Source organism: Moraxella osloensis (genome assembly GCF_001553955.1).
In the GTDB taxonomy this organism is placed as follows: domain Bacteria; phylum Pseudomonadota; class Gammaproteobacteria; order Pseudomonadales; family Moraxellaceae; genus Faucicola; species Faucicola osloensis.
In genome coordinates, this window is the sequence record NZ_CP014234.1 from 1,425,804 (window position 1) to 1,450,431 (window position 24,628).

22 protein-coding genes are annotated in these 24,628 nt (G+C 44.6%); 13 read left to right on the plus strand and 9 right to left on the minus strand.

Features of this window, described 5'->3' with window-relative positions; translation table 11 throughout:
- Window positions 1–372: 372 nt before the first annotated feature.
- The 4 genes from rdgB (at window position 373) to clpX (ending at window position 4,849) form a co-directional block, all read left to right on the plus strand.
- Entirely contained in the window at window positions 373–1,023 is a 651-nt protein-coding gene (gene rdgB, locus AXE82_RS06260) for an RdgB/HAM1 family non-canonical purine NTP pyrophosphatase (protein ID WP_062332644.1), read from the plus strand.
- 292 nt (window positions 1,024–1,315) lie between these two features.
- The gene (gene tig, locus AXE82_RS06265) at window positions 1,316–2,668 is read left to right on the plus strand and encodes a trigger factor (protein WP_062332646.1); all 1,353 of its coding nucleotides are present in this window, start codon (window positions 1,316–1,318) and stop codon (window positions 2,666–2,668) included.
- A gap of 262 nt (window positions 2,669–2,930) precedes the next feature.
- Window positions 2,931–3,509, plus strand: coding sequence for an ATP-dependent Clp endopeptidase proteolytic subunit ClpP (clpP, locus tag AXE82_RS06270; protein ID WP_237049454.1), 579 nt, complete (start codon window positions 2,931–2,933; stop codon window positions 3,507–3,509).
- 56 nt (window positions 3,510–3,565) lie between these two features.
- Complete coding sequence (gene clpX / locus AXE82_RS06275; protein WP_062332653.1) at window positions 3,566–4,849, plus strand: ATP-dependent protease ATP-binding subunit ClpX; 1,284 nt, start codon at window positions 3,566–3,568, stop codon at window positions 4,847–4,849.
- Window positions 4,850–4,910: 61 nt separating this feature from the next.
- On the opposite strand, the gene AXE82_RS06280 is transcribed toward clpX, so the two are convergent.
- From AXE82_RS06280 to AXE82_RS06315, 8 genes are all read right to left on the minus strand, one after another.
- Complete coding sequence (locus AXE82_RS06280) at window positions 4,911–5,498, minus strand: HD domain-containing protein (RefSeq protein ID WP_062332656.1); 588 nt, start codon at window positions 5,496–5,498, stop codon at window positions 4,911–4,913.
- A gap of 36 nt (window positions 5,499–5,534) precedes the next feature.
- Window positions 5,535–6,110, minus strand: a complete 576-nt coding sequence (locus AXE82_RS06285) for a hydrolase (RefSeq protein ID WP_062332659.1) — start codon at window positions 6,108–6,110, stop codon at window positions 5,535–5,537.
- A 90-nt stretch (window positions 6,111–6,200) separates the two neighbouring features.
- Window positions 6,201–6,743, minus strand: coding sequence for a hypothetical protein (locus AXE82_RS06290; protein ID WP_062332662.1), 543 nt, complete (start codon window positions 6,741–6,743; stop codon window positions 6,201–6,203).
- A gap of 127 nt (window positions 6,744–6,870) precedes the next feature.
- On the minus strand, window positions 6,871–7,128 hold the full coding sequence (locus AXE82_RS06295) for a YfhL family 4Fe-4S dicluster ferredoxin (protein WP_007117256.1): 258 nt from the start codon (window positions 7,126–7,128) through the stop codon (window positions 6,871–6,873).
- A gap of 108 nt (window positions 7,129–7,236) precedes the next feature.
- Complete coding sequence (gene trhP, locus AXE82_RS06300; protein ID WP_062332665.1) at window positions 7,237–8,670, minus strand: prephenate-dependent tRNA uridine(34) hydroxylase TrhP; 1,434 nt, start codon at window positions 8,668–8,670, stop codon at window positions 7,237–7,239.
- Between the two features lie 111 nt (window positions 8,671–8,781).
- Complete coding sequence (locus AXE82_RS06305; RefSeq protein WP_082741429.1) at window positions 8,782–9,252, minus strand: flavodoxin family protein; 471 nt, start codon at window positions 9,250–9,252, stop codon at window positions 8,782–8,784.
- A 122-nt stretch (window positions 9,253–9,374) separates the two neighbouring features.
- Window positions 9,375–10,247, minus strand: a complete 873-nt coding sequence (locus tag AXE82_RS06310) for an SPFH domain-containing protein (protein WP_062332668.1) — start codon at window positions 10,245–10,247, stop codon at window positions 9,375–9,377.
- Window positions 10,248–10,277: 30 nt separating this feature from the next.
- Window positions 10,278–10,736: an NfeD family protein gene (locus tag AXE82_RS06315; RefSeq protein WP_062332671.1), complete on the minus strand. Its 459-nt coding sequence runs from the start codon at window positions 10,734–10,736 to the stop codon at window positions 10,278–10,280.
- Window positions 10,737–10,959: 223 nt separating this feature from the next.
- Here AXE82_RS06315 and AXE82_RS12395 point away from each other — a divergent pair, with 223 nt between their 5' ends.
- The 3 genes from AXE82_RS12395 to AXE82_RS06330 all read left to right on the plus strand — a co-directional run bounded on the left by AXE82_RS12395 (window position 10,960) and on the right by AXE82_RS06330 (window position 12,980).
- Window positions 10,960–11,424, plus strand: coding sequence for a MarR family winged helix-turn-helix transcriptional regulator (locus tag AXE82_RS12395; RefSeq protein ID WP_062332674.1), 465 nt, complete (start codon window positions 10,960–10,962; stop codon window positions 11,422–11,424).
- A gap of 276 nt (window positions 11,425–11,700) precedes the next feature.
- Window positions 11,701–12,117, plus strand: a complete 417-nt coding sequence (locus AXE82_RS06325; protein WP_062332678.1) for an Ohr family peroxiredoxin — start codon at window positions 11,701–11,703, stop codon at window positions 12,115–12,117.
- A gap of 227 nt (window positions 12,118–12,344) precedes the next feature.
- A complete protein-coding gene (locus tag AXE82_RS06330) occupies window positions 12,345–12,980 on the plus strand; it encodes a nitroreductase family protein (RefSeq protein WP_062332681.1) in 636 nt (211 codons plus the stop codon).
- Window positions 12,981–13,128: 148 nt separating this feature from the next.
- Here the strand turns inward: AXE82_RS06330 and AXE82_RS06335 are convergent, their stop codons facing one another.
- The gene (locus AXE82_RS06335; protein WP_062332684.1) at window positions 13,129–14,226 is read right to left on the minus strand and encodes an energy transducer TonB family protein; all 1,098 of its coding nucleotides are present in this window, start codon (window positions 14,224–14,226) and stop codon (window positions 13,129–13,131) included.
- A gap of 171 nt (window positions 14,227–14,397) precedes the next feature.
- On the opposite strand from AXE82_RS06335, the gene AXE82_RS06340 reads away from it, so the two are divergent.
- From AXE82_RS06340 to AXE82_RS06365, 6 genes are all read left to right on the plus strand, one after another.
- Window positions 14,398–15,171 carry an ABC transporter ATP-binding protein gene (locus AXE82_RS06340; protein WP_062332687.1) on the plus strand — a complete coding sequence of 258 codons (774 nt, stop codon included), beginning with the start codon at window positions 14,398–14,400 and terminating at the stop codon, window positions 15,169–15,171.
- Between the two features lie 14 nt (window positions 15,172–15,185).
- The gene (locus AXE82_RS06345; RefSeq protein WP_227713374.1) at window positions 15,186–16,115 is read left to right on the plus strand and encodes an ABC transporter substrate-binding protein; all 930 of its coding nucleotides are present in this window, start codon (window positions 15,186–15,188) and stop codon (window positions 16,113–16,115) included.
- Window positions 16,108–18,183, plus strand: coding sequence for a Fe(3+)-hydroxamate ABC transporter permease FhuB (fhuB, locus tag AXE82_RS06350; protein ID WP_062332694.1), 2,076 nt, complete (start codon window positions 16,108–16,110; stop codon window positions 18,181–18,183). The genes AXE82_RS06345 and fhuB overlap by 8 nt, the downstream gene beginning before the upstream one ends.
- 105 nt (window positions 18,184–18,288) lie before the next feature.
- The gene (locus tag AXE82_RS06355; protein WP_062332697.1) at window positions 18,289–20,535 is read left to right on the plus strand and encodes a TonB-dependent receptor; all 2,247 of its coding nucleotides are present in this window, start codon (window positions 18,289–18,291) and stop codon (window positions 20,533–20,535) included.
- A 119-nt stretch (window positions 20,536–20,654) separates the two neighbouring features.
- Window positions 20,655–22,325, plus strand: a complete 1,671-nt coding sequence (locus AXE82_RS06360) for a multidrug ABC transporter permease/ATP-binding protein (protein ID WP_082741486.1) — start codon at window positions 20,655–20,657, stop codon at window positions 22,323–22,325.
- Between the two features lie 137 nt (window positions 22,326–22,462).
- Window positions 22,463–24,613, plus strand: coding sequence for a TonB-dependent siderophore receptor (locus AXE82_RS06365; RefSeq protein ID WP_062332700.1), 2,151 nt, complete (start codon window positions 22,463–22,465; stop codon window positions 24,611–24,613).
- The last annotated feature ends 15 nt before the right edge of the window (window positions 24,614–24,628 follow it).

The window sequence follows — 24,628 nt, forward strand, 5'->3', positions numbered from 1 at the left end:
TTTAGCTATACTTCATCAAGGGTTAAAACCACTCACTAACTTTACTATCGTGAGCTTTGCTTATTAACCTTGCTATCATTAGCCTTGATAATATCCTCATAACACATGGGTTATTTTGCCATAAAAATTGGCAGAATTTAACCGTTTCTACAGTGGGGATTTATTATCTTGTGGGGTAAAAATCAATGAGTGTATGCTAATAAGCTGATTTTTAACCCGTTACTTGCTATTTGATGATAGCAAATTACTCAAAAAAAACTGTAGTGGTTTGGTATAAGGCTTTTGCAACGTGAGTATTTACAGCGCGAGCCACTGTTAACTATGCTATGATAAGGTCAGGTTTTTTATGCAAAATAAACACAGTGGGTCTGTATGTCAGTTTCTATCCCCAATCAACTATTTCCTACCCGTCAGTTAGTCCTCGCCAGTAATAACCAAGGCAAACTCGCGGAATTTAAGCAATTATTTGAACAAGCCAATCTTGAAATAACCGTCACCCCACAAGGGCAATTGGGCATCGAGGATGCGGTCGAAGATGGGCTGAGCTTTATTGAAAACGCGCTGATTAAAGCCCGTCATGCCAGCCGTATTAGCGGGCTGCCTGCGATTGCGGATGATTCGGGTTTATGTGTACCTATTTTGGGCGGTCGACCCGGAATTTATTCCGCGCGTTTTGCCCAAGATGAAGCCAGCTTTAGCGAGCATAAAGACTTAGCCAATAACCAAAAATTATTGCGGCTTCTTGAACCGCACAGACACACGAATGCGCCGATTATCGGGCAGTTTATTTGCGTGTTGGCACTCGTGCGCCATGCCGAAGACCCGCTACCCATCATTGCACAAGGGATTTGGCAAGGTGAAATCTTGCCCGCTCCGCAAGGTGAACTTGGTTTTGGTTATGATCCGTTATTTTGGGTACCAAGCGTAAAAAAAAGCGCTGCTGAGATGCAAAAGAGCGATAAAAACCGCATCAGTCATCGCGGGCAAGCGATGCAGCAACTGCTAATGCAACTGATGAAGTAAAGTAAAGGTTTGCAACTCTCGCCTATCAATTGCAGATAGACAGGGTGTGACTGCTAAGGTAGTCGACACAGAGATTTTACAGCAACAATTTTTTTACTTTATGTGGCGATTAATTTATACTATACCACTTTCGGTTAATTTTTGCCTTTAGCATGCGTTAACCCACAGATTTTGGATTGCGTATTTTATAGGCTTTTTTCAATCCCCTTAAAAGCCTGATAATTTATCGCTATTTACCCTTATGAGTGGCAACCTCGCTGCTCTTTTTTGATATTTTATGGAAGGTTTTGTTATGTCAAATTCAAATGTGTCAGATTCAACAGTTACTAACTTAGAAGTAACTACCAACAAAAAATCAAACCTTGAAACCCAAATCACGGTTAAAGTACCTGTGTCAACCATTCAAGGTCGCGTGGAAAAACGCATCAACCAAGTGGCAAAAACCGCTAAAATCGACGGTTTTCGTAAAGGTAAAGTGCCTGTATCGCACATTCGCGCCCAATATGGCGCAGGTATTCAACAAGAAGTCATCAACGATGTGATTCGCGATACCGTATTTGATGCGATTCGTCAAGAAAACATCCGCGCTGTGGGTATGCCAAACATTGATGACGTGAAACTTGAAAACGACTTTTTAGTGTATCAAGCAACGGTTGAAGTATTCCCAGAAGTAGAAGTGCAAGGGTTATCAGACATCGAAGTTGAGCGTCAAGTTGCCAACGTGAGTGACGCAGACGTTGACACTATGATTGAAAACCTACAAAAACAACGCCAAACTTACGTTGCCAAAGACGATGCCGCAGCCGAAGGCGACCAAGTCAAGTTTGACTTTGAAGGTTCAATCGATGGTGAAAAATTTGAAGGCGGTAGCGCACAAGACTTTAGCCTAGTATTAGGCAGTGGCCGTATGATTCCAGGCTTTGAAGATGGTATCAAAGGCATGAAAGCAGGCGAAGAAAAAACCATCGACGTGACGTTCCCAGAAGATTACCAAGCCGAAAACCTACAAGGTAAACAAGCACAGTTCAAAATCAACGTCAAATCAGTTGAGCAATCACAATTACCAGAATTAAACGATGAGTTCCTTGAAGCATTTGGGGTAACAGAAGGCGGCTTAGACAAACTTAAAGCAGACGTGCGTAAAAACATGGAGCGTGAAGTAAAAAGCGCTGCCCGTAACCAAGTGAAAGAAGCGGCATTTAACGCCTTACTTGAAAAAAATGAAATCGACGTACCTGCATCGATGCTTGAGCAAGAAATCGATCGCCAACGCAGCATGATGTTAAACCGTTTTGCCCAGCAGTTTGGCGCAGATCCTAAAACTTTTAACAAAGATATGCTACCAAACGAATTATTTAAAGAGCAAGCCCTGCGCGCTGCCCGTCTTGGCATCATTGTATCGAGCCTCATTGAGTCAAACAAACTTGAAGTTGACCAAGAACGTGTGACCCAATACATCAACGAAATGGCAGAAAACTACGAAGATCCAAACGAAGTTATCGACTATTACACCAACAATGCGCAAGAACGTGCCAACATCGAAGCGGTGGTGTTAGAAGACCAAGTGGTCGATCATATCTTGTCTCAAGGTAAAGTAACGGACACTGAAGTATCTTACCAAGAGTTACTGGCTAGCCAACAATAACAAGCGATGATGTAATAATTGGCTTAATCCATTCTTAGGGATTTAAGCTTAGATATTTAAGCTTAGGCATTTAAGAATGGATTTTTAGTCAGCTTAGTAACTTGTTTTTATGCCAATTGCCCTTATAAACGATAAGGGCTTTTGCATATTTAAAAAGGACAATAACATGTTAGAAAAATTCTTGGACTCGCCTTTCGCGACGAGTCAAATCCAAAATACCGTAACCCGTGACCTGTTGTCACCACAAAGTGCTTTAGTACCTATGGTGATCGAACAATCGGCTCGCGGTGAGCGCTCATTTGACATCTATTCTCGCTTATTGCGTGAGCGTGTGGTGTTCTTAGCCGGTCAAGTTGAAGACCACATGGCGAATTTAATTGTCGCCCAGTTGTTGTTCTTAGAAGCGGAAAATCCAGAAAAAGACATTCACTTATACATCAATTCACCCGGTGGCTCTGTGAGTGCGGGTCTTGCGGTGTTTGACACCATGAACTTTATCCAGCCACAAGTGTCAACGATTTGTATGGGCGGTGCTTATAGCATGGGTTCATTCTTACTGGCAGCGGGTGAAAAAGGTAAACGCTATTCCTTAGCCAATGCGCGTGTGATGATTCACCAACCATCAGGTGGGGCACAAGGTCAAGCGACCGATATTGAAATCAATGCGCGTGAAATCCTAAAAATCCGTGAACGCTTGAATAAAATCTTGGCAGAACGTACCGGTCAGCCACTTGAGAAAATCGCCCGTGACGTAGAGCGTGACTATTGGCTAGATGCCCAAGAAGCCAAAGAATACGGTCTGATTGATGAAGTATTAGAAAAACGTCCAAGCATTGCTTAATAGGTTACACAATCACAAAGCAATTAAGACAAGCATAATTTTAGGAGCGTTTTTTTATGTCAAAAAATGACATTGAGCCACACTGCTCGTTTTGTGGTAAAGCCAAACATGAAGTCAAAAAGCTAATTGCAGGTCAAGACGCCAATATCTGTAATGAGTGTATTGAACTGTGCGATGATTTAATCGCCGAATCCAAGTCATCGGGCAGTGATGATAGTGATACTAATGAGCGTGAAAACTGGGCAGCGCGCAAATTGCCAACGCCCAAAGAAATCCGCAGCCACTTAGATGAGTATGTCATCGGTCAAGATAAAGCCAAAAAAACTTTGGCGGTAGCGGTTTACAACCACTACAAACGCTTAAAGGTCAGCGAAAAACTGCGTGAAGATAAAACATTGACGACACTTGGCGCTGAAGATGCGATGGTTGAGCTATCAAAAAGTAATATTTTGCTGATTGGTCCAACGGGCTCTGGCAAAACCTTACTGGCGCAGACCCTTGCCCGCCTACTTGATGTCCCATTTGCGCTCGCCGATGCCACTACCTTGACCGAAGCGGGTTATGTCGGTGAAGATGTGGAAAACATCGTACAAAAACTGTTACAAGCGGCAGAGTTTGATGTCGAGAGAGCGCAAAAAGGCATTATCTATATCGATGAAATTGATAAAATCAGCCGTAAAAGCGAAAACCCTTCGATTACCCGTGATGTGTCGGGTGAAGGCGTACAGCAAGCGCTGTTAAAACTGATTGAAGGTACGGTTGCCAATATTCCACCGCAAGGCGGTCGTAAGCACCCAAACCAAGAGATGATTCAGGTCGATACCAGTAATATCTTGGTGATTTGTGGCGGTGCGTTTGCCGGTCTCGACAATATCATTCAACAGCGTACCGAAAAAACTGGTATCGGTTTTAACGCTGAGGTAAAAGCCAAAGACAGCGGCAAAAAAACCGGTGAATTGTTCAAGCAAGTCGAGCCAGAAGATTTGATTAAATTTGGTCTGATTCCAGAGTTAATTGGTCGTCTGCCTGTGGTGGCGACATTAGAAGAACTGGACGAAGAGGCATTGGTACAAATCTTAACTGAGCCAAAAAATGCGCTGGTCAAACAATACGAATACTTGTTTAAAATGGAAAATGCGACGTTATCATTTACCGATGATGCGCTAGTTGCGATTGCCAAACAAGCGCTAAAGCGTCGTACCGGCGCGCGCGGTTTACGCTCCATTATTGAAAACGCCCTGCTCGATACCATGTATGAACTGCCTTCAATGACACCCGGCAAAACCGTCACAGTCAATGAGGCAGTGATTAATGATAACCAATCGCCAGAGATTGTTTAACTGTTAGTGATTTTAAAAATAGTGAGTTAAAAAACGTGCCTATGTGGCACGTTTTTTTTGTTTAATCTTCAATCAACCAACCCTGTTGTACCGCAATGGCAATTTGCTCGGTTATCCAGTCGTGAATCTCGGGAAAATCCTGTCTGATAAAGGCTTGGGCGGCTTTGACTTGGGATCGTTTGACCTGATGATCTGTCCACGCACCGCCATCTGTCACCATATTGAGCATAAAGGGCAATAGCCTATCTACCACTTTAAGTAGTTTGCTTTCAGCACTATGACCTGTTTCTTGCTCATCCCACAGCGTTAACAATTCTGAAACGGGGTTGCCAGTCATCATCGTCAGTTTTTCTACACCAATGCGCTCATCAACATGCGCCTGCGAGCGTTTATCAGCGTATAAGAACGTGTCCCCCGCCTCGATTTCACCCAAGTCATGAACCAGTGCCAGTTTGAGCAGTTTTTCATGATTGACATCCAGTTTGAAATGCTGCGCGACTGCCCAACACGCCATCGCCAAATGCCATGAATGCTCGGCAGAATTTTCAAGACGTCGTGGCGCGTCTTTAGACAGTTGGGTGGTATAGTTGCGGCGGTTGACTGATTTTAAGGCATCCAATGCCAACAGATAATCAATAAGTGGTTGCATCAAATACCTCTTTATCATGCATGGTCTGAGTCGTATTTACTTGACTAGCGCTGAAATCGTTTTAAACGCGGGGTCTTCTGAGCTACGACACAGCTCAAATAAAATCGCTTCGGTGGTGGTGACGACCGCACCGGCGCGGCGCATACGACGAATCGCAATTTTACGGTCATACAGGTCTCGCGAGCCTACCGCATCGGTGATAATGATAGGCTGCATACCGTTATCGAGTAGATCTAACGCCGTCTGCATGACACAGACATGGGTTTCTGTGCCAAATAAAATCACATTGTTGCGATTTTGCTGGGCGATATGATGCCAAGAGGTTGGCGTATCACAGGCACTAAAGGTTGTTTTTTCAAACACTGGCGTATTTTTTTCAGATAGTAACTGCGTCAACTCTGGTAAGGTAGACCCCAGTCCTTTGGGATATTGCTCATTAACCATAATGGGAATATTGAGCGCTTGTAGACCTTGAATCAAAATCGCTATTTTCTTGAGTAATTTTCGATGTTCGGCAATATGGGGCGCAAGTTTTTCTTGTATATCAATCAGCATGGCTTGGCAGTCATTGCGCTCGATACGATAGGGTTTTGGGATAAATTTTGTTGTCATCTTCAGCTCCTTTGATGATGGTTCAACTTGGGTGGTTACAATCATTCGTATGTCACAAATGCTATACTATAATCTATCAAAAAAACGCCATTAAAAATTCATTACGTCGTCCGCGGTGTCGACCACGGTTAACTGATAATCCAAATGTCCTAAATAACCATAATGTCCTTTTTCACTGAGCTCAGCGACAATGGTGACATCATCACAATGCACCTGATCCATGAGCTTGGTTTGATGACTGGCTTGATTGTCAGTAGGTGTTTTGTTGGACTGATACAGTGATTGGATACGCAGTAATGGGTCATTGAGCGCATAGGTAGCGCCATCGGTGACAAAGGTCAAATATTCACCGACTTTATGCACCTTGCCTTTAAAATGCTGATTGGTCACAACCCCGCTAAATGCAGGGGTGTATAAACGGCGCGCTTTATATTGCTGCTTGGCATATTGCCATGCGCCATAACTGCCTAAGACAGCAGTTACGCCCGTTGCCGCTGTGGCTGTCACACCGACGCCAATGAGTTTCGCGACAACGTGACGTTTTTTAGCTGTATTTTTTTGTTTGCGAGACTGTGCTGAGCGCTTCGATTGTTGTGCTTCAGAGTCAGTCGCTTTGTTATTTTTTTTAAACATGAATGTCACTTTAAATGTCACTTAGATTGTTGTTTTTTGATAAAAAATGCCAGTAATCACTTCAAAAAAAATTGATTAACTTATAGTAAAATGTTTTGGCAACATTTACCGCAACTTTTTGTTAGTATTATTTTTGCCAAATTTGCTTATACTTTGCAAGCAGCTGTTCGGGCGATTCAGGGCGCTCATCGTCTTTGATGATGCAGTCAATCGGACAGACTTTATCGCAGGTTGGCTCATCATAGAACCCGATGCATTCGGTGCACAAGTCAGGATTGATGACGTAGGTCTTTTGTACTTTATTGTCGTAGCTAATGGCTTCATTTGGGCATTCAGGCTCACAAATGTCGCAATTGATACAGTCGGAAGTGATTTTTAATGCCATGTCTTGTAGTCTGTTTTTACCTTTAGCGATTAACGATTGACACCGCACTTAGGCGCCATACATTGTCATCTTGCATCCACAATTCCTGCCTGATACCTCGACAACACCTTAGGTAAAAATCGGCTCACTGACGCTTTTCATGATTAACGCAAATTGCAATACATCATCCTGCATCTCTTTAAACGGATTGGCGATTTGACACACCCAGCCAGAGCCTAAAGCGCCATCAATCGGCTCACCTTGTTTATTCCACATTTCTTTGAGGGGATAGCTCAAATTACCCTGCGGCGTCATGATTTCGATGGTATCACCCACCATTAATTTGTTCTTAATTATTAAGGTTAAGCGTGTTGGGGTAATGTCGCTAATCTCGGCAACAAACTGCTGATGATCGGTTTTTGATGACCCATATTCATAGTTTTGGTAATCACTATGCACGTGGCGACGTAAAAAGCCTTCGGTATAGCCGCGATTGGCGAGCCCATCGAGTGCGGTGATTAAGCCTGTATCAAATGGCTTACCAGCGGCGGCATCATCAATCGCTTGGCGGTACACTTGCGCGGTGCGTGCCACATAATAATGCGACTTGGTACGGCCTTCGATTTTGAGTGAGTGTACGCCCATATGGGTTAGCTCAGGCACTAGCTCAACGGCACGTAAGTCTTTAGAATTCATAATATAAGTGCCATGTTCATCTTCAAACATCGCCATCAATTCGCCTGGGCGACCTTGTTCTTCAATCAGTACCACTTCATCCGATGGCTGCTGTACATAGTCATCGCCCATCACCACATCACCATTTAGATTGATAGTTTGAATGGCATCTTCTTGCGTGGTTTGAGTAGGCACAAAAACTTCGGGGCTATTGATAGGTTGGGTAGTAGATTGTGTAGGCACGATATCGCCCGTTTCGTTTTCTTCTGCTTTATAGGTGTTGTATGACCAGCGACAGGCATTGGTACAAGTGCCTTGGTTGGCATCGCGTTTATTGATATAGCCAGAGAGCAAGCAACGACCCGAATACGCCATACAAAGTGCCCCATGCACAAACACCTCAATTTCCATATCGGGTACTTCAGCGATGATTTGTTCGATTTCTTTGAGTGACAACTCGCGACTCAAAATCACGCGGCTGACGCCCATTTGTTTCCAAAACTTTACCGTTGCCCAGTTCACCGCGTTGGCCTGCACCGATAGGTGAATTACCTGCTCTGGGAAGGCTTCACGCACCATCATAATCATCCCAGCATCTGACATAATCAGCGCATCGGGTTTCATTTCAATCACAGGACGGATGTCTTCGATAAAAGTTTTAAGCTTGGCATTATGCGCTTGGATATTGACCACGACATAAAATTGCTTGCCCAGTGAATGGGCGTAGGCAATCCCTTTGGCAAGATTTTCCTCATCAAAATCATTATTGCGCACCCGTAAGCTATAGCGTGCTTGTCCTGCATAGACGGCATCTGCGCCATAGGCAAACGCATATTGCATATTACGAAAAGTGCCAGCAGGGCATAAAAGTTCAGGCTTACGGGTCATAACTATCCTTACAGCGTGTCATACAATGTGAAATTGTTGATATTATAACAAACTTGCTAATCACGCGGAAAAAAAACTTGAGTAATTTACTCGGAAATCATGTTAAAGCGGTCACAAAATACTCAATGATAAACCTGCACAGACTGCCATGGTAAGCTCAGCGACTTGCTCATCAAATGCGCTTGACCATTCACCTTTTAATACTAAAGGCGGTTGTATCCAGCGCCAACGCAACCCTGTGACGATACTCTCTACCGCGCGTTTGCTACCTGTACCGTCAAGCCCAGCACGGATATAGCACGCCACAGGCAGCCCTTGTTTTTGCTCAAGCACGGGGTAATAAATTCGCTCAAAAAAATCCTTGGTCAACCCCGCCATATAACCGAAATTTTCGGTCGTGCCAATGATAATGGCATCCGCTTTTAACACATCTTCCACTTGGGTTTGTAACGGTGTTTTAGCAATCACAGTGACGTTATCAATATCCGCTAGCTGTGTGGCGGATTTTGCAACTTCTGCTAATCGCTGGGTATTATCTGATGGGGTATGTAATACCAATAGTAAATTTTTCATTTCACGCATATTTTACATCCTAAAATGTCATGGTTACCCAATTTGGGCGAATAAAAAAACCGCAAGGTGATGCGGTTTTCAGTCAGCGGTTTCAGTCAGCGTTCTAATGAGCAGGTGAGTCACGCCCAATATCAAGGACGGTGGATTTTATCGCCCACTTCCCCCATCATACCGCGCACGGTATTTAAGATATCAGCAGGCAATACCACGGTTTTGGCATTCGGTGATTTTGACATATCAGTCATGGCTTTGATGTACTGCTCACCTAGTAGATATAGCAGCGGAATTTCGCGCTCGCCCACCGCTTCGCTAATCAAGCGAATTGATTGCTCACTGCCTCGCGCCAGCACCACTTGCGCTTCGGCATCACGCCGTGAAGCCTCAAGACGTCCATCGGCTTCTGCAATCGCCGCTTGGCGCTGACCATCCGCTTTGGTCACTGTAGCACGGCGTTGACGCTCCGCGGCCGCCTGTTCTTCCATCGCCATTTGCATGGTGGATGATGGGCTAATATCTTGGATTTCCACGGTTTTTAGGGTAATTCCCCAATCTGCAATATCATCAGAAATTGACATTTTTAGCGCGGCTTTGATTTGGTCACGCGAGGATAACGCACTGTCAAAATCCATATCACCAATGATAGAACGCAGTGAGGTTTGTACCAAATTACGAATACCTTGCTCATAATTCTCAATACCATATACGGCGCGCTCTGGATGCACGATATTGATATACGCCACCGCATTGGCGATAATCACGACGTTATCACGGGTGATGACCTCTTGCGATGGAATATCTAGCACTATGTCTTTGGTGGTTACTTTATATGCCACGTTATCGACATAAGGAATGATAAAATTCAACCCAGGCTCTAAGGTCTGATGGTACTTACCCAAACGCTGTACAATCCATTTAAACCCTTGTGGTACGATTTTTACCCCTTTATAAAGGGTAAATAGCACAAAGGCGACCAAAAAAATACCAATACCGCTCAACGCTTCCATGACAATTCCTTTATTGATGCTTATTAATGCTTATTGTTGCTTGGTGGATTCTACAAGCAACTCATTACCGATAACATCCACGACAATGGCTCTATCGCCAACTGCCAGCGGTGCGCTTTGATAGCTACGACACACCCATTCATCCGCCCCAAAAATTGGCACACTAAAACGAATCTTGCCCAATTTATCTGCTTGCGGACTTTGAACAATCATGCCTGTTTCCCCGATGATAACCCCCGAACCCAATCCTGCTGTGGTACGATTTTGCATATACGGCTTGATAAATTTAAAGCCAATGATAGTAAAAATCACCGACAGTATCAGCCATACCATCAGCCAAAAAAACCAGCTAAACGGTAATAGCCATGACAAAGCGGCCACCACAATCGCCGCCACACCAATCGATAAACTCACAAAACTGGTCAAGAATAGTTCAAGAATAATCAGCACTAACCCCAAAATCAGCCAGTGCCAAGGCTCAATTCGCATATCCCCACCTTGATTTTTAGTATACCAAACCCATTATGCAAGATTATGAATTTAAAAACAAATGCCGTCATTTAACCCACCATCTTTATCACATTATGCACTATCATCGGCTATCAACTGCTTGACCGTACAGACCGCTAATTGTGGTTAATGATTGCACAAAGATGCGTTTTTTCCTATAGTGGTCAATGACCCTTTCATCTCTAGAGTCCCAAAAAATACGATGAGCCTTGATGCCCTCAAACTGAGCAACCAGTTATGTTTTCCCATTTATTCACTGTCAAAAAGTATCACTAGCCACTATCGTCCCCTGCTAAAAGCCTTGGATTTGACCTATCCACAGTACCTTGTCATGCTGGTGCTATGGGAAAAAAGTCCACAAACTGTCGGCACATTGGGCGATTTTTTAGACCTTGATACCGGCACCCTGACCCCTTTACTTAAAAGACTTGAAGCCAAAGGCTTTGTGCACCGTGAGCGTGCCACGCAAGACGAACGGGTGGTACAAATATCGCTCACTGCCAAAGGGGATGCGCTAAAAATCCAAGCTGCGTCCATTCCTAGTGCTATGTTGGCTGCCATGCAGTTAGATGACGAAGCACTAGAGCTGCTACAACGAGTGGCGCAAAAACTTTGCCCGACTCATACGGAGGTGTGTACCCACAATCTATCACCCAAAAACCATTAAACAAATTTTCATCTTTAAGCGCTATGTGCCTATATCTTATCTATTATCATGCGTCTTGTTGGGGTATCGTTAAATTTAGCATTTTTAGTCATTTGTTATTAGTTTGTATGCAGCGTGTGAGAATTTGATTACCTTATCTAGGCACTGAAAATTATATTGTGTAAAATATAATTTTTTAAAACTTAAATATTAAAATCTAAATACTGTGGCGAATGTTGTCACGCCGATTTTTTTTATTCATTCACGCAAGTTAAGCATTCAAAATAAGGTACTCTTATGAAAATTTTTTATAAAACTCCAACTGCTACCTCAACAGGCGGCCGCTCAGGTCATGTTGCACTAGAAGATGGTTCACTAGGCTTTGATTTACAAACCCCTGAGCAAAATAGTACAGGCGTCAACCCAGAAAAATTATTTGCCATGGGTTATGCCGCTTGTTTTGACAATGCGTTGACTCATGTGGCACAGCGCATGAAGCTAGAAGGCGTCAGCTCAAAAACCTCAGCAGTGGTTGGGCTTGGTATGAATAGCCAAGGCGGTTATGCGCTTGACATCGATTTGTATATTGAACTTAGCGGCGTCAGCGAAGAACAAGCCAAAGCCTTGGTTGAGACGACGGATAAGGTCTGCCCGTATTCCAATGCCGTGCGTGGTAATGTTGACGTACGCCTTCATACCAAGGTTGTGGCATAATCAATTTAACATAATTGCCATTGCAAGTGGCGTGCTCAACTGTCAAAGACCAATTTGGGCACATTCACCGTTTTGTTGAGCAAGTTGAAAGCCTTTCAAGCGTTCTAACAGCCAATGACAAAATTGGTAACAACGAGCTTTCTATAGCTTTGTTTAAAGGCTCGGACAATAACTTTTATCACTGTACTATTATCATTATAGTTGTATCACTAGATTAGGAATATTTCATGTCACTGATTGAAAATTTACAATGGCGCCATGCCGTCAAAGCCTTTGACCCAAACCAAAGTGTGAGTCAAGAAAATATCGACAAAATCATCGAAGCCGCCCGACTGGCGCCTACCTCATCGGGATTGCAGCCCTTTAAAGTTATTGTGGTCAAAAACCAAGCCATTAAAGCGCAGCTAGTGGCGGGTGCGCTCAATCCTGACTGCATGAAAGAATGTTCTCACGTGCTTGTTTTTGCAGGTTGGCAGGATTATAGCGCCGAAAAAATTGATACCGTATATGACATGACCACAGATGAGCGTGGCTTACCTAGAGGGCGTTTTGATAGCTATACTTCCATGCTCAAAGCAAGTGTGGCCAAAAAAAGCGCAGACGAAAACTTTGAACATATCGCTCGCCAAGCTTACATTGGATTGGGACTTGCGTTGGCACAAGCAGCAGAGCTTAAAGTAGACAGTTGCCCTGCCGAAGGATTTAATCCTAAGCTGATTGACGAGGTATTAGGTTTAGAGAAATTGGGGCTAAAAAGTATCGTAATCATGTACGTGGGTGTTGCAGATCCAGCACGTGATTGGATTGCGCCTATGGCAAAAGTACGCGTAGCCACTGAAGACTTTGTTATTGAATACAATTAATTCATCAGCTAGCAAAAATCTCTAAGAAAAACCCTCTAAATAGCTTATTTAGAGGGTTTTTTATATCTACACTGGGCATGTGATGTTAGTTAAAGCGATTTGTACAGTGATAAGTTTCATGAAGAACGGATTTTTTTAACAATCATAGTTATTGACAGCGAACCGGTAGATTGACAATACCTACCACCGGTACACCATTTTTGGTAAAGGGGTTAAATTTGCCGCTTTTAGCCTGCATTGACAGTTGTCTATCGACTCTGGCATTGCCGGTCGATTTGGCTAAAGTGACGCTGGTTGGATTGCCTTGTTTGTCCACCGTATAGCGAATAGTCGCTGTTAATGCGCCGTTTTCGAGGTCTTCACTATCACAGCTAAAGCTAGGTTGCCGTCGCCAACTTGCTTGCCCTGCCGAAAAGCTTACAGGTGAATTATTTTGAGCTTGCTGGGCTTCTTTATCCTTGTCGGCTTGTTGTTGTTTTGCCTTTTCGGCTTTCGCCCTAGCTTCATCTGCTTGTCTGGCTTTGGCATCAGCTAGCGCTTTTTGACGATCCATTTCTGCTTGTTTGCGCTCACGCTCTTGTTGTTCAATTAATTGGTTTTCCAACGCTTTTTGCCGTGCAAGGACTTGTTGCCGTTCTAATTCTTGTTGTTGTTTTAAGTCTTGCTGTCTGGCAAGTGCTTGTTGGCGCTCAAATTGTTGTTTTTGCGCTTGTTCGGCTCGCTCATTGGCGAGGGCAAGTTGCCTTGCCATGACAATGTTTTGATCAACTTGTGGCGGCTTGACGATAGGATTTACTGCTGGTTTCAACGGTTCCGGTAATGGTTTAACCGGTTGTTCTACAGGTTTTTTAGCAATCGGTTCTTCAACCGTTTTCTCAATAGGCTTGTTGATGGGTTTTGCTATCGGCTTTTCTTTTGGTTTTTCTTCCACTTTTTCTATGGGCTTTTCTTTTGGCTTTTCGACGGGTTTGGGTAGTTGTTTTATCGGTTGTTGCTCGGCTGTTACCGTCATCTCTTTCGGCTTGGTTGGCGCAGGTGGTGGCGCGATAAAGCTAATTTCTAACGGTGGCGTGACGTTGGGCGGTTTGATATTAGGCATTGCCATATTTGCCAAGCTAATCGCTACGATACCGTGTAAGCTCAATACGCCAATCAGTGCCAACGTGCCCGACTTTTTATCGACTATGGCGCTAATATCGTTTGAGAAATGGGCTGGACTAAAGTTAGCGTGACGTTGGATAGGCATAGTTATAGGGCTGTATATTTAGGAAAAGTCTTAACATCGCTGTATTATAGTGTGAATGAGAATCGTTATCAATATCTTAAATGATATTAATTCTTGTTTATAAAAATTAATGATAATTATTATCATCAATGCTATGATTTGCTATTTTAAAACTTTGACCTTGGGCAACTCATGCTAACCACCCAATCGCTTACCGTCATACGCCAACAAAAAACCCTCTTACACAACATCAATGTCACCATTGATAAGGGAAAAATCTATGCCTTAATTGGGCATAATGGTTCGGGCAAATCGACCCTAATTAAAGCTTTGGCAGGGGAAACACCCCCCACTAGCGGACAGATTTTATTACAGGATTTTGCTGACAAATCAATCTTTGATTTACCGCCAAAAACCTTCGCACAGCAAGTCGCCTATTTACCGCAAAAATTGCCTGATGCCAGTCAATTTACCGTTGCCGAACTGGTGATGTTAGGGCGATACCCTTATCAAAAATGGCTACAAAAGCCCACGTCACAAGACCATACTAAGGTGCGTGAAGCAATGGCGCTGACCCAAGTCACGCCGTTTGCCGAGCAATCAGTGGCAACGCTGTCAGGGGGTGAGCGCGCTAGGGCATGGCTTGCCATGTGTATCGCCCAAGATACGCCCTATCTGCTACTTGATGAACCACTTGCCCCGCTCGATATCGTCTATCAAGTTGAAATACTGCGTCTCATTCGTGATTTGGCACGGCACAAAAACAAGGCGATCGTGATTATTATTCATGATATTAATCTTGCGGCACAGTTTTGCGATGAGTTTATTGCGTTAAAAAACGGCATGCTTTGTCATGTTGGTGATGTCGCCAGTACCATGCAACCGCAAGTGCTTGACCAGATTTTTGGTATCAATTTGCATTTATTGAGTCACCCAGTCACCGGTAACAAAGTGGCGGTGGTGTGATGAGAGCTTTTTGCTTGTTGATTGTTTTATTTTTTTTGACAGCGTGCCAGCCTCAGCGGGATTTAAAGCTTGAAGCGCCGCCCGCAGATGCTCACACCGTCAAAGTCATCACCCCTGATTGGGCGGTGGCTTCGACCCTCACCGCCCTAGGCTATCCACCGATTGCCACAGGCGATACTAAAAGCTACCGTGAGTGGGTGGGCACGCCCTCGCTGCCAAGTGATATTATCGATATTGGGGAACGATTCACCCCAAACTTTGAACGGCTTGCCCAACTCACCTCATCTTCTAACAATATTGTGATTATTGATAATGATTTTTATGCTCATCTAAGACCTGCTTACGGCAACACACCCCATAAGTCGGTGAGTTTTATGTCAAAAAACGCGGTAGCGACTTGGCAGGACTATGCTGAACCGACACTTCAGCTGGGTGAAATTATTCATCAGCCGCAACGCGCCCAGCAATTTTTAACGCAGTCAAAAAAACAGCTTGGCGAGCTTGGTGCGACATTTCGCCAAAAGCATCCCCACATCAAAAAAATTGCGGTGGTGCAGTTTGCCGATAGCAATAATTTGCGGATTTATACCAACAATAGCCTGTTTCGACCGACCTTTGAGGTGATGGGGTTAAATTTGATTACCCTTGAAAATCAGATGGGTAAAGGCAATCTTTGGGGATTTAATTCGCTGGCATTGAGTGATTTGGCAAAACTTGATGATGACACCTGTTTGGTGGTGGTTGAGCCGTTTAGCCCTATGCTACGTCAAGAATTAGCCAAAAATTTGCTGTGGCAGCGGCTAGGCTATGGCGCAAGGGCTAACAATAGCCGCTGTATGGCAGTCTTACCGCCGATTTGGCTGTATGGCGGCGTGTCTTCTATGGTGGTATTTGGCGAGCGATTAAATCAGGCTCATTGGTTAGGGGGCAAGGCTCATGGGTAATAAAACTAGGCTACAACATAACCAGCGAGATAACCAGCGAATCACCAAGCCCTTTAATGCTCCTGCCTGTTGGCTTTTTAGTGGCTTATTGTCGCTGGTTTTAATGACCACGGCTTTGGTTGTTAAAACTACTTGGCATGATTCATTGGGGTTATTATTTGCCCGTTCACAGTCGCTAACCTTAGCGCAAATGGTGGCGCAGTTACAAATTTTGCCGACTATGTTAGTGGCGATATTTGCCGGCGGATTACTGGGCGTAGTCAGTGTCTTGCTACAGCAATTGGTCAAAAACACCCTTGCTTCAGATAGTACGCTTGCGGTAGGAACAGGTGCACAATTGGCTTTATTAATTGTGACGCTATTTTTTCCCAGTTTTGGCTTGTATGGTAGCTTTTGGGTGGCATTTGGTGGGGCATTGCTGAGTATGGGCTTGGTGTTTGCGATTGCTGCCAAAAGTCGTATGAATCCTGTGGTGCTCATTTTGGGTGGTTTGGTGGCCAATATTTTGTTTTCTGCTATTTCCTCACTGTTGATGATTTTTTTCTCAGAAAGGGTTATGGGGGTCATGGCATGGGAAAGCGGTAACTTAACCCAAACCAGTTGGCAAAATAGCCAGTTTTTTGTGCTAATAAGCTTAATCTTGCCCGTTATCTTGTTGTTTTTGGTCAAACCTTTAACCATCATGAGCCTTGATGAACGCCAAGCCAAAGCCTTGGGCGTGCCTGTGGCTGCTGTGCGTATGCTGGTAGTAACCCTTGTTGCGGTAGTCACGGCAAGCGTTGTAAGCCGCGTGGGCGTTTTAAGTTTTGTGGGCTTGGCTGCGGCAAGTGTCGTTAATGTAGTAGCGATTCGCCCGATTGGGCAACGCTTAATGGCAGGATTTGCCTTTGGGGCGATGTTGTTATGGCTCACTAATAACATTGTGATGCTACTGTCACCCTGGTTCAAACCATTACTTAATATTACGCTGCCTGTGGGGTCGGTCACAGGGATATTAGGTGCCGGGTTGATTATTTGGTTGGTTATTAGACAAAGTAAACAGCCCATGATTGCCGAACAAAGCCCTAGCCTGTTGGCCGGCAAACGCCGATATTTTGGTGGCGGTTTTTGGGCGGTTGCGGTAGGGTTGTTGCTGCTTTTGACGGTGGGTGTATTACATATTTCCCCTGATGCGATGGGCAGTTTTGGGTGGCATACCGAGGTAAGTTTTATCGAGAATTTTCGCCTGCCGCGTACCTTATCGGCAATGGCAACAGGTCTGATGCTGGCTACCGCAGGGGTGCTATTACAAAACTTGACGCGCAATCCGATGGCAAGTCCTGAAGTGATGGGCATCAGTTCAGGTGCAGCATTGGGGGTGGTATTGGTATTCGTGCTTAGTCCAGTGATAGTAGGCACACTGGGACTGGCAACCGATTCTTTTTGGGCATTGGGATTGCCTTTATTGGGCGGACTGTTAGGTGCGGGTTTGGTGTTACTGTTGATTTTGTGGCTTGCTCGTCGGCTATCCTCAAGCTATTTGTTACTCGTGGGTGTGGCGATTTCTGCATTGATGGGTGGCATTTTAACTTTAATCAAACTGTCAGGCGACCCTCGCTTACAAGCGATGCTCAATTGGCTATCGGGCACAACATATCATGCTTATCCTGTGACGGCGTGGGCATTAATGGTCATTGGTACAGGGTTATTTTTACTCAGTTTTTTGGTACTAAAGCCGCTTAGGGTGATTAGCCTAGATGAAACGATGGCTCGCAGTTTGGGCGTATCAGTAAAACGTAGCGAAATACTGATTTTTAGCCTTGTAGCGGTGTTAAGCACTGTTTCGACACTGGCGGTTGGACCGCTAAGTTTTATTGGATTGATGACGCCGCATTTAGCCAAGACACTGGGGGCGGTGCAGTTACCTCAACAATTAGCCTTATCAGCGCTACTGGGCGCAGGATTGATGTTGATTGCTGATTGGGTGGGACGTTATGCGATTTTTCCCTATGAAATACCTGCGGGCACCATCGCTTCCATCGTAGGCGGCTTATATTTTTTATGGTTGATGAAAGGTATGAAAAATTAAAAACATAACTTCTTTGGTTACGCTATCATTACTTATTGTAAATAGAAATAATAATTGTTATCATTCGCAAAAATGTTTTATCTATTGTCTTTTGAGTGATTGAATATGCGTTTATCCCTATTATCATTAGCCGTGCGTTCGTCTTTGGCAGCGAGTACGATTGGCTTATTATCAACCGCGGCGATGGCAGAAGAAGCAAATACCACGGAGGCTGCCACAGAAACCCTACTCGATGAAATCGTGGTTACTGCAAGTGCGGATGCGTCAAAAACTGGTTTACCGCCCGCCTATCAAGGTGGGCAAGTCGCCACCGGTAGCCGTATCGGTATTTTGGGTAATAAATCGACCATGGAAACGCCTTTTTCGACCACGGCCTATACCAATGACTTTATTCTGAATAAACAAGCGGATTCTGTTGGCGATATCCTAAAAAAAGATTCAACGGTGCGTGTGGCTCGTGGCTTTGGTAACTTTCAAGAAGCTTATCTCATTCGCGGATTTGTCACCAACTCTGACGATACCATGATGAACGGCTTATACGGCATTATGCCTCGTCAATTTATCGCAAGTGAGCTATTTGAGCGGGTCGAAGTACAACGTGGCGCTAGCACCTTCCTAAATGGCATAGCGCCTGGGGGAAGTAATAAAGGGGGCACAGTCAATTTACTGCCAAAGCGTGCCACTCAAACGCCGATTCGTCAAGTCACTATCAGCAGCGAGAATGCCGAAAATGGTAAAATTGCCCTAGACGTGGGACAACGGTTTGGCGCAAATCAAGCGTACGGTGTGCGTGCCAATGTCGCCTATCAAGACGGCGGTACAGCAGTCGATGATGAAAAAGCCAAATTGGGTTTGGTCGGTTTGGGCTTAGATTATCGACAAGACAACATGCGGTTATCGGCAGATTTGGGTTATCAAAATAACGAACTACAAAAAACGCGCACCAATGTCACCTTGTCAGGCTTGACCCGTGTACCCAATGCCGCTGATGCCAAAAGCAACTGGTCGCAACCGTGGAGTTATTCAAATGAAAAAGATGTGTTTGGCACATTACGGGCTGAATATGACCTTAGCCCAAATTTGACTGCGTATGGCGCGTATGGCTTTCGTCATGGCGAAGAAGAGAACTCGCTCGCTAACTTGACGGTCACTAATCTAAATGGCGATGGCACCACCTATCGCTTTGACAATGCCCGTGAGGATGACATTAACACAGGCGAAATCGGTATCCGTGGGAAACTGACCTCAGGCAAAATCAACCATAACTGGGTAGTGTCTGGCAATATCTATAAAGCACAGACAAAAGCACCTTATCAATTTGATTGGCAAAACACGCTGACGACCAATTTATATCACCCAACCTCGTACGCCAAACCCAGCTGGTCAGCGGCGGCGCTAGCAGGTGGCGATATCGACCATCCTACCAAGACAGGCGAAACCACGCTCACCAGTGTGGCATTGGCAGACACCCTAGCCTTTATGGATGATAAACTTCAAGTGACCTTGGGGGCAAGACACCAAACCATTGAAGACGAAAGTTTTAACCCCACCACCCAAGCCAGTAATGGCAAATATAAAGAAAGTAAAACCACGCCTGCGTTTGCCCTATTATATCGCCCTAGCGATGAATGGTCAGTCTTTGCTAACTATATGCAAAGCCTCAGCAAAGGCGAAACTGCCCCACTCACCACCACCATCGATGGCGTAGCAACTGAGCTGACCAATGCAGGTCAAGCCATGTCACCGTACGTCACCAAACAAAGCGAAATCGGCGTGAAATACGACCGCGGCGTTATCGGCGCAGGTCTCACCGTTTTTCAAACCAACAAGCCGCGTTATACTACCGTTGATACTACCTTTGAAGCACATGGCAAAAACCAACATAAGGGCATTGAGCTCAATGTATATGGACAACCCACCGCCAATATGCGAGTGCTAGGCGGCGTGACCTTTCTTGATACCCAACAAAAAGACACCGGCAATGATGCCACTGAAGGTAAGCAAGTTATCGGCGCGGCAAAACACCTGTTGAACCTAGGGCTAGAATATGATTTACCACAACTAGACGGCTTAACCTTAACAGGCGATGTCATCCATACTGGCAAACGTTACGCCAATGATGCCAACACCCTAAAAGTCGATGGCTACACCACTGTGGATTTGGGCGCAAGATATAAAACCCAACTTGCCGGTAAAGCAGTCACGCTCAAAGGGGTGATTGCTAACGTCACCGATAAAGACTACTGGTCATCGGTGGGCGGTTATGAAAATACCGCAGGTGACAACGGTGCAGGCTATCTTACCTTAGGTGAGCCACGCACATTGAAGCTGTCAGCGACCTTTGATTTTTAATTTTACCCATTGTTAACGTTTGCCATCGGATGAAGCTTGCTTTGTCCGATTTTTATTTGAGACTGCCTAAAAAATAAAAGCTAAACAGGAAATACATGTTCCCCACTACCATGCCCCTTATGACCCTTATCTGGCAACAGCACCGCTTTGCCTTTATCAAAGTCATCTTGCTCAATCTGCTTAATGCCTTGGTGAATGTCGCTATTATCGCCTTTATTAACCGTTTTTTAATTGCAGCAGCCGGCACTGATAATCCCCTCTTAGGCAGTTGGCAGATATTAGCGATATTTTTGGTAGCGATTATGGGTTTATTAGCGACAACGTTGATGTCACAGCTTGCCTTGACTAAGTTAGGGCATCGCTTTGTGTTTGAATTACGTTCGCAACTGATAAAACGTATCTTAGACACTTCAATCGCCCAAATCGAAAAAATCGGTAGTGCCAAGCTGTTAGCCAGCTTAACTACCGATGTGCAGTCGATTACCGTGGCGTTTGTACGCTTGCCTGAGCTGGTGCAAGGGGTGATTATTTGCACGGCGACCGCGGTTTATTTGGGGTTTTTATCTCTGCCAATGCTGCTTGTGGTCATGGGATGTATTACGCTGACCATTTTTATCAGCAGTAAACTCGTTGGTCATGTGTATGCCCATTTAGCCACATTACGAGAAATCAATGATGCACTGTATCAAGATTATCAAGCGGTGATTGATGGACGAAAAGAACTTGCCTTAAATCGTGAACGTGCCAACCGTCTATTTACCCATGATTATCAACGCCACGCAAGCGACTATTTCAAGCATATTGTCAAAGCCGATACTTTTCATCTGTCAGCCGTAAGCTGGTCAAATATTATGATGTTTGCCGTAATTGGGGTGATTTATGCCCTAGCCAATATTTATCATTGGGTAGATACCGCCACCGCCACTACGTTTGCCCTCACCGTATTGTTTATCCAGTCGCCTCTACTGATGGCGATTGGGGCATTTCCCACCGTGCAAACGGCTAAAGTTGCCTTGGAAAAAATACAATCATTACAGCTTGCCGACTATAGCCCAAATTTTGATACCCAAATTTTAACCCCAAATTGGCAAGTCATTACTTTTAAAAATATAAATTATCACTATGACAATAGCGCAAATTTTGGCTTAAAGCATATCAACTTTACGTTAAAACGCGGCGAAGTGGTGTTCTTAATTGGCGCCAATGGTAGCGGAAAATCCACACTTGCCAAGCTCATCACAGGGTTATATCAGCCTAAATTTGCGGAAAATTCCGGTATTTTTATCGATAACCAGCCTGTCGCCTCAGAACATTACCCCCATTATCGCCAGTTATTTTCAGCGATTTATAGCGATTTTTATCTGTTTAAAACTGTGATGGGAAGCGCGCAAAATACGCCCAATGCCGAGTTAATCGATAATTGGCTAGATATTTTAGCCATCAAAGAAAAAGTCAGCGTCACCGATAACCAACTTAGCGCCACCGAACTTTCGCAGGGGCAGCGCAAACGCCTTGCCATGCTGCTTGCTGTCGCCGAAGAAAAGTCTATTTTACTGCTTGATGAGTGGGCTGCCGACCAAGACCCTGCCTATCGCCGTGTGTTTTATCACCATATTATTCCCATGTTGCAAAAAATGGGCAAAACGCTGTTTATTATCAGTCATGATGACAGCTATTTTGAAAAGGCGGATAGATTGTTGATGATGAAAAATGGCGAACTCAGCGAGCTGACCGGTTTGCAACGCGAAAAAGCCAGTCTAGATGCCATTACAGTGATTGGTGAGCATTAAGAATCTATACGACCTGCCCTAAAACCTCGTAACAGCTGATTAAATATCATTGCAAATAAGAATGATTATTGTTATTATTTTCATTAATTTTAACATACTGTAAATTTCTGTAATCATTTATTGTGGCGGGGTCACTTATGCGTTTATCTTTTTTGTCAGTAGCAATACGGGCGTCTTTAGCAGTAGGTATCAGCCATGTTTTTGCCAGTCAAGTGCTGGCAGACGTTGCAGCCAATAGCGAAGAAGCACCTGAAACCACATTAGATACCTTGGTCATTCGTAGTGATGCTTACCGCACCACTGCTACCAAGACCGCCCTTGACCCCGAAAAAACCCCCATGAGTTATTCTCGTATCGAGCAAGAGACATTGCAGCAACGCCAAGCAGACAGTGTGGCGAGTGCGCTGCGTTATGAACCAGGTGTCAGTAGCGAAAGTCGTGGCACGGTCAGCGTGTTTGATGAGTACGAAATGCGGGGCTTTAAGAATTTTTCCAACTTTTATGACGGAATGCGGCTGCCGTATGATGGGGCGTGGAATCTGATGCCCCAAGTTGATATCTATGCAACTGAAGCCGTGGAAGTGCTAAAAGGCTCTACTTCTGCGTTATACGGCTTTAACGAACCTGGCGGTATGGTCAATCAAGTCGCCAAAACCCCAAAAAACACCTCTGAACACGAAATCAAACTGCGCTTAGGTACCAATAACCTCAAAGAAATCGGCATTGACAGCACAGGTCCTATTAACGATACCACCAATTATCGCCTGGTGGCATTAGCCCGTGAAAAAGAAGGACAAATGCAAACGACCGAAGAAAAACGGGTATTAATCAATCCTTCTATCGTATGGAAACCTAACAAAAATGTTTCGGTACTTGCCAACATTTATTACCAAGATGACCCACACCAAGTCCCTTCTACGCCGCTACCTGGGGTGGGTACGGTGTATAACGCCAGTTATGGCAAGCTGAAAGCCGACGCCTATGCCGGCGATAAATGGAACGATTTTAGCAAAAAAGTCTTTATGCCGAGTGAAACGATTAACTGGAAAATCAACGACTTTTTAAAGTTTAAACACAGCTTGCGTTATACCGATGCCGATGCTCAACAAAAAAACACCTATCATACCAAAACTGACACAGATTCGCCTTTTATCGATGGTTCGGACAGCATTCTCACCCGTACTGCTTACACCACCGATGAAAAAATGACCAACTGGGCGACGGATAACCAGTTGGCGTATAGCCTGTTTACCAAGAATAGTTCACACAACTTGCTATTGGGTGTGGATTATCAAAAAACAGATAGTACCGCCAAATATGCGGATGCGATTTATAGTGGCGTGCCAACGATTGACCTTGCTGACCCCGACTACGACCAATTTAGTAAGATTGACCTCAATCTCACAGGCTACCAACTCAGCAACGATATCGAACAATCTCAGTTAGGTGTGTATTTACAAGACGAAATACAATGGAAAAAATGGACGGTGGTCGCAGGATTACGCCATGATAACTATAAAAATACCACTATTGCCAAAAGTCCAGGTGTGGCCGACAATACTATTGACTACACCGCCAAACACACATCAGGACGGTTGTCGAGCATGTACCAATTTGACAATGGCTTTGCCCCATATGCCAGCTTTTCGCAATCATTTCAGCCTGTGGTAAGTATGTTTTATAACACAAATGAACCGCTAAAACCCACCACCGCCAACCAAATCGAAGCAGGGGTTAAATACGTTTCGCCCGATAAAGCGACCAAAGCCACCTTTGCCGCCTATGACATCAAGAAAAAGAACGAACCTCTCAATTCTAGCGACTGGCTCACCGTCACCCAAACCGGCGAAATCACCTCAAAAGGCTTTGAAATCTCAGCCGACCATCGCTTTAACAAATGGCTTAATGTCGGGCTAGGCTACGGCTATGTCGATGCCGAAATTACCAAAGACGAATTTCACCCAGAATATGTCGGTAAGATGCCACAACAAGTCGCCAAGCACAAAGCCAGTCTCTGGGCAGGCATCACCCCAAATAACAAGACCATACTCAATCTAGGCGTTCGCTATCAGTCAGGCATGCAAATCAATCAGGCAAATTCTGACACCTTGCCTAGCGTGACCTTAGTGGATGTATCGGGCAGTTACCAAATTTCCCCGACCTTGACTGCAGGGCTAAATGTCAGCAATCTTTTTGACAAAACCTACGTGGGTAGTTGTTATAACCGCAATAATTGCTGGATGGGTGCAGAGCGACAAGCCAGTGTTAGCTTAACAGCGAAGTTTTAATCATATTCATAAATC

Bases quoted from the DNA above. Each gene is read 5' to 3' on its own strand.
- AXE82_RS06310 (WP_062332668.1), bottom strand. From the start codon at position 10,247: ATGGAAGCGTTGAGCGGTATTGGTATTTTTTTGGTCGCCTTTGTGCTA.
- AXE82_RS06355 (WP_062332697.1), top strand. From the start codon at position 18,289: ATGCGTTTATCCCTATTATCATTAGCCGTGCGTTCGTCTTTGGCAGCG.
- trhP (WP_062332665.1), bottom strand. From the start codon at position 8,670: ATGACCCGTAAGCCTGAACTTTTATGCCCTGCTGGCACTTTTCGTAAT.
- AXE82_RS06360 (WP_082741486.1), top strand. From the start codon at position 20,655: ATGACCCTTATCTGGCAACAGCACCGCTTTGCCTTTATCAAAGTCATC.
- rdgB (WP_062332644.1), top strand. From the start codon at position 373: ATGTCAGTTTCTATCCCCAATCAACTATTTCCTACCCGTCAGTTAGTC.
- AXE82_RS06365 (WP_062332700.1), top strand. From the start codon at position 22,463: ATGCGTTTATCTTTTTTGTCAGTAGCAATACGGGCGTCTTTAGCAGTA.
- AXE82_RS06325 (WP_062332678.1), top strand. From the start codon at position 11,701: ATGAAAATTTTTTATAAAACTCCAACTGCTACCTCAACAGGCGGCCGC.
- AXE82_RS12395 (WP_062332674.1), top strand. From the start codon at position 10,960: ATGAGCCTTGATGCCCTCAAACTGAGCAACCAGTTATGTTTTCCCATT.
- clpP (WP_237049454.1), top strand. From the start codon at position 2,931: ATGGTGATCGAACAATCGGCTCGCGGTGAGCGCTCATTTGACATCTAT.
- AXE82_RS06335 (WP_062332684.1), bottom strand. From the start codon at position 14,226: ATGCCTATCCAACGTCACGCTAACTTTAGTCCAGCCCATTTCTCAAAC.
- AXE82_RS06290 (WP_062332662.1), bottom strand. From the start codon at position 6,743: ATGTTTAAAAAAAATAACAAAGCGACTGACTCTGAAGCACAACAATCG.
- tig (WP_062332646.1), top strand. From the start codon at position 1,316: ATGTCAAATTCAAATGTGTCAGATTCAACAGTTACTAACTTAGAAGTA.
- AXE82_RS06330 (WP_062332681.1), top strand. From the start codon at position 12,345: ATGTCACTGATTGAAAATTTACAATGGCGCCATGCCGTCAAAGCCTTT.
- fhuB (WP_062332694.1), top strand. From the start codon at position 16,108: ATGGGTAATAAAACTAGGCTACAACATAACCAGCGAGATAACCAGCGA.
- AXE82_RS06305 (WP_082741429.1), bottom strand. From the start codon at position 9,252: ATGCGTGAAATGAAAAATTTACTATTGGTATTACATACCCCATCAGAT.
- clpX (WP_062332653.1), top strand. From the start codon at position 3,566: ATGTCAAAAAATGACATTGAGCCACACTGCTCGTTTTGTGGTAAAGCC.
- AXE82_RS06285 (WP_062332659.1), bottom strand. From the start codon at position 6,110: ATGACAACAAAATTTATCCCAAAACCCTATCGTATCGAGCGCAATGAC.
- AXE82_RS06340 (WP_062332687.1), top strand. From the start codon at position 14,398: ATGCTAACCACCCAATCGCTTACCGTCATACGCCAACAAAAAACCCTC.
- AXE82_RS06295 (WP_007117256.1), bottom strand. From the start codon at position 7,128: ATGGCATTAAAAATCACTTCCGACTGTATCAATTGCGACATTTGTGAG.
- AXE82_RS06315 (WP_062332671.1), bottom strand. From the start codon at position 10,736: ATGCGAATTGAGCCTTGGCACTGGCTGATTTTGGGGTTAGTGCTGATT.
- AXE82_RS06280 (WP_062332656.1), bottom strand. From the start codon at position 5,498: ATGCAACCACTTATTGATTATCTGTTGGCATTGGATGCCTTAAAATCA.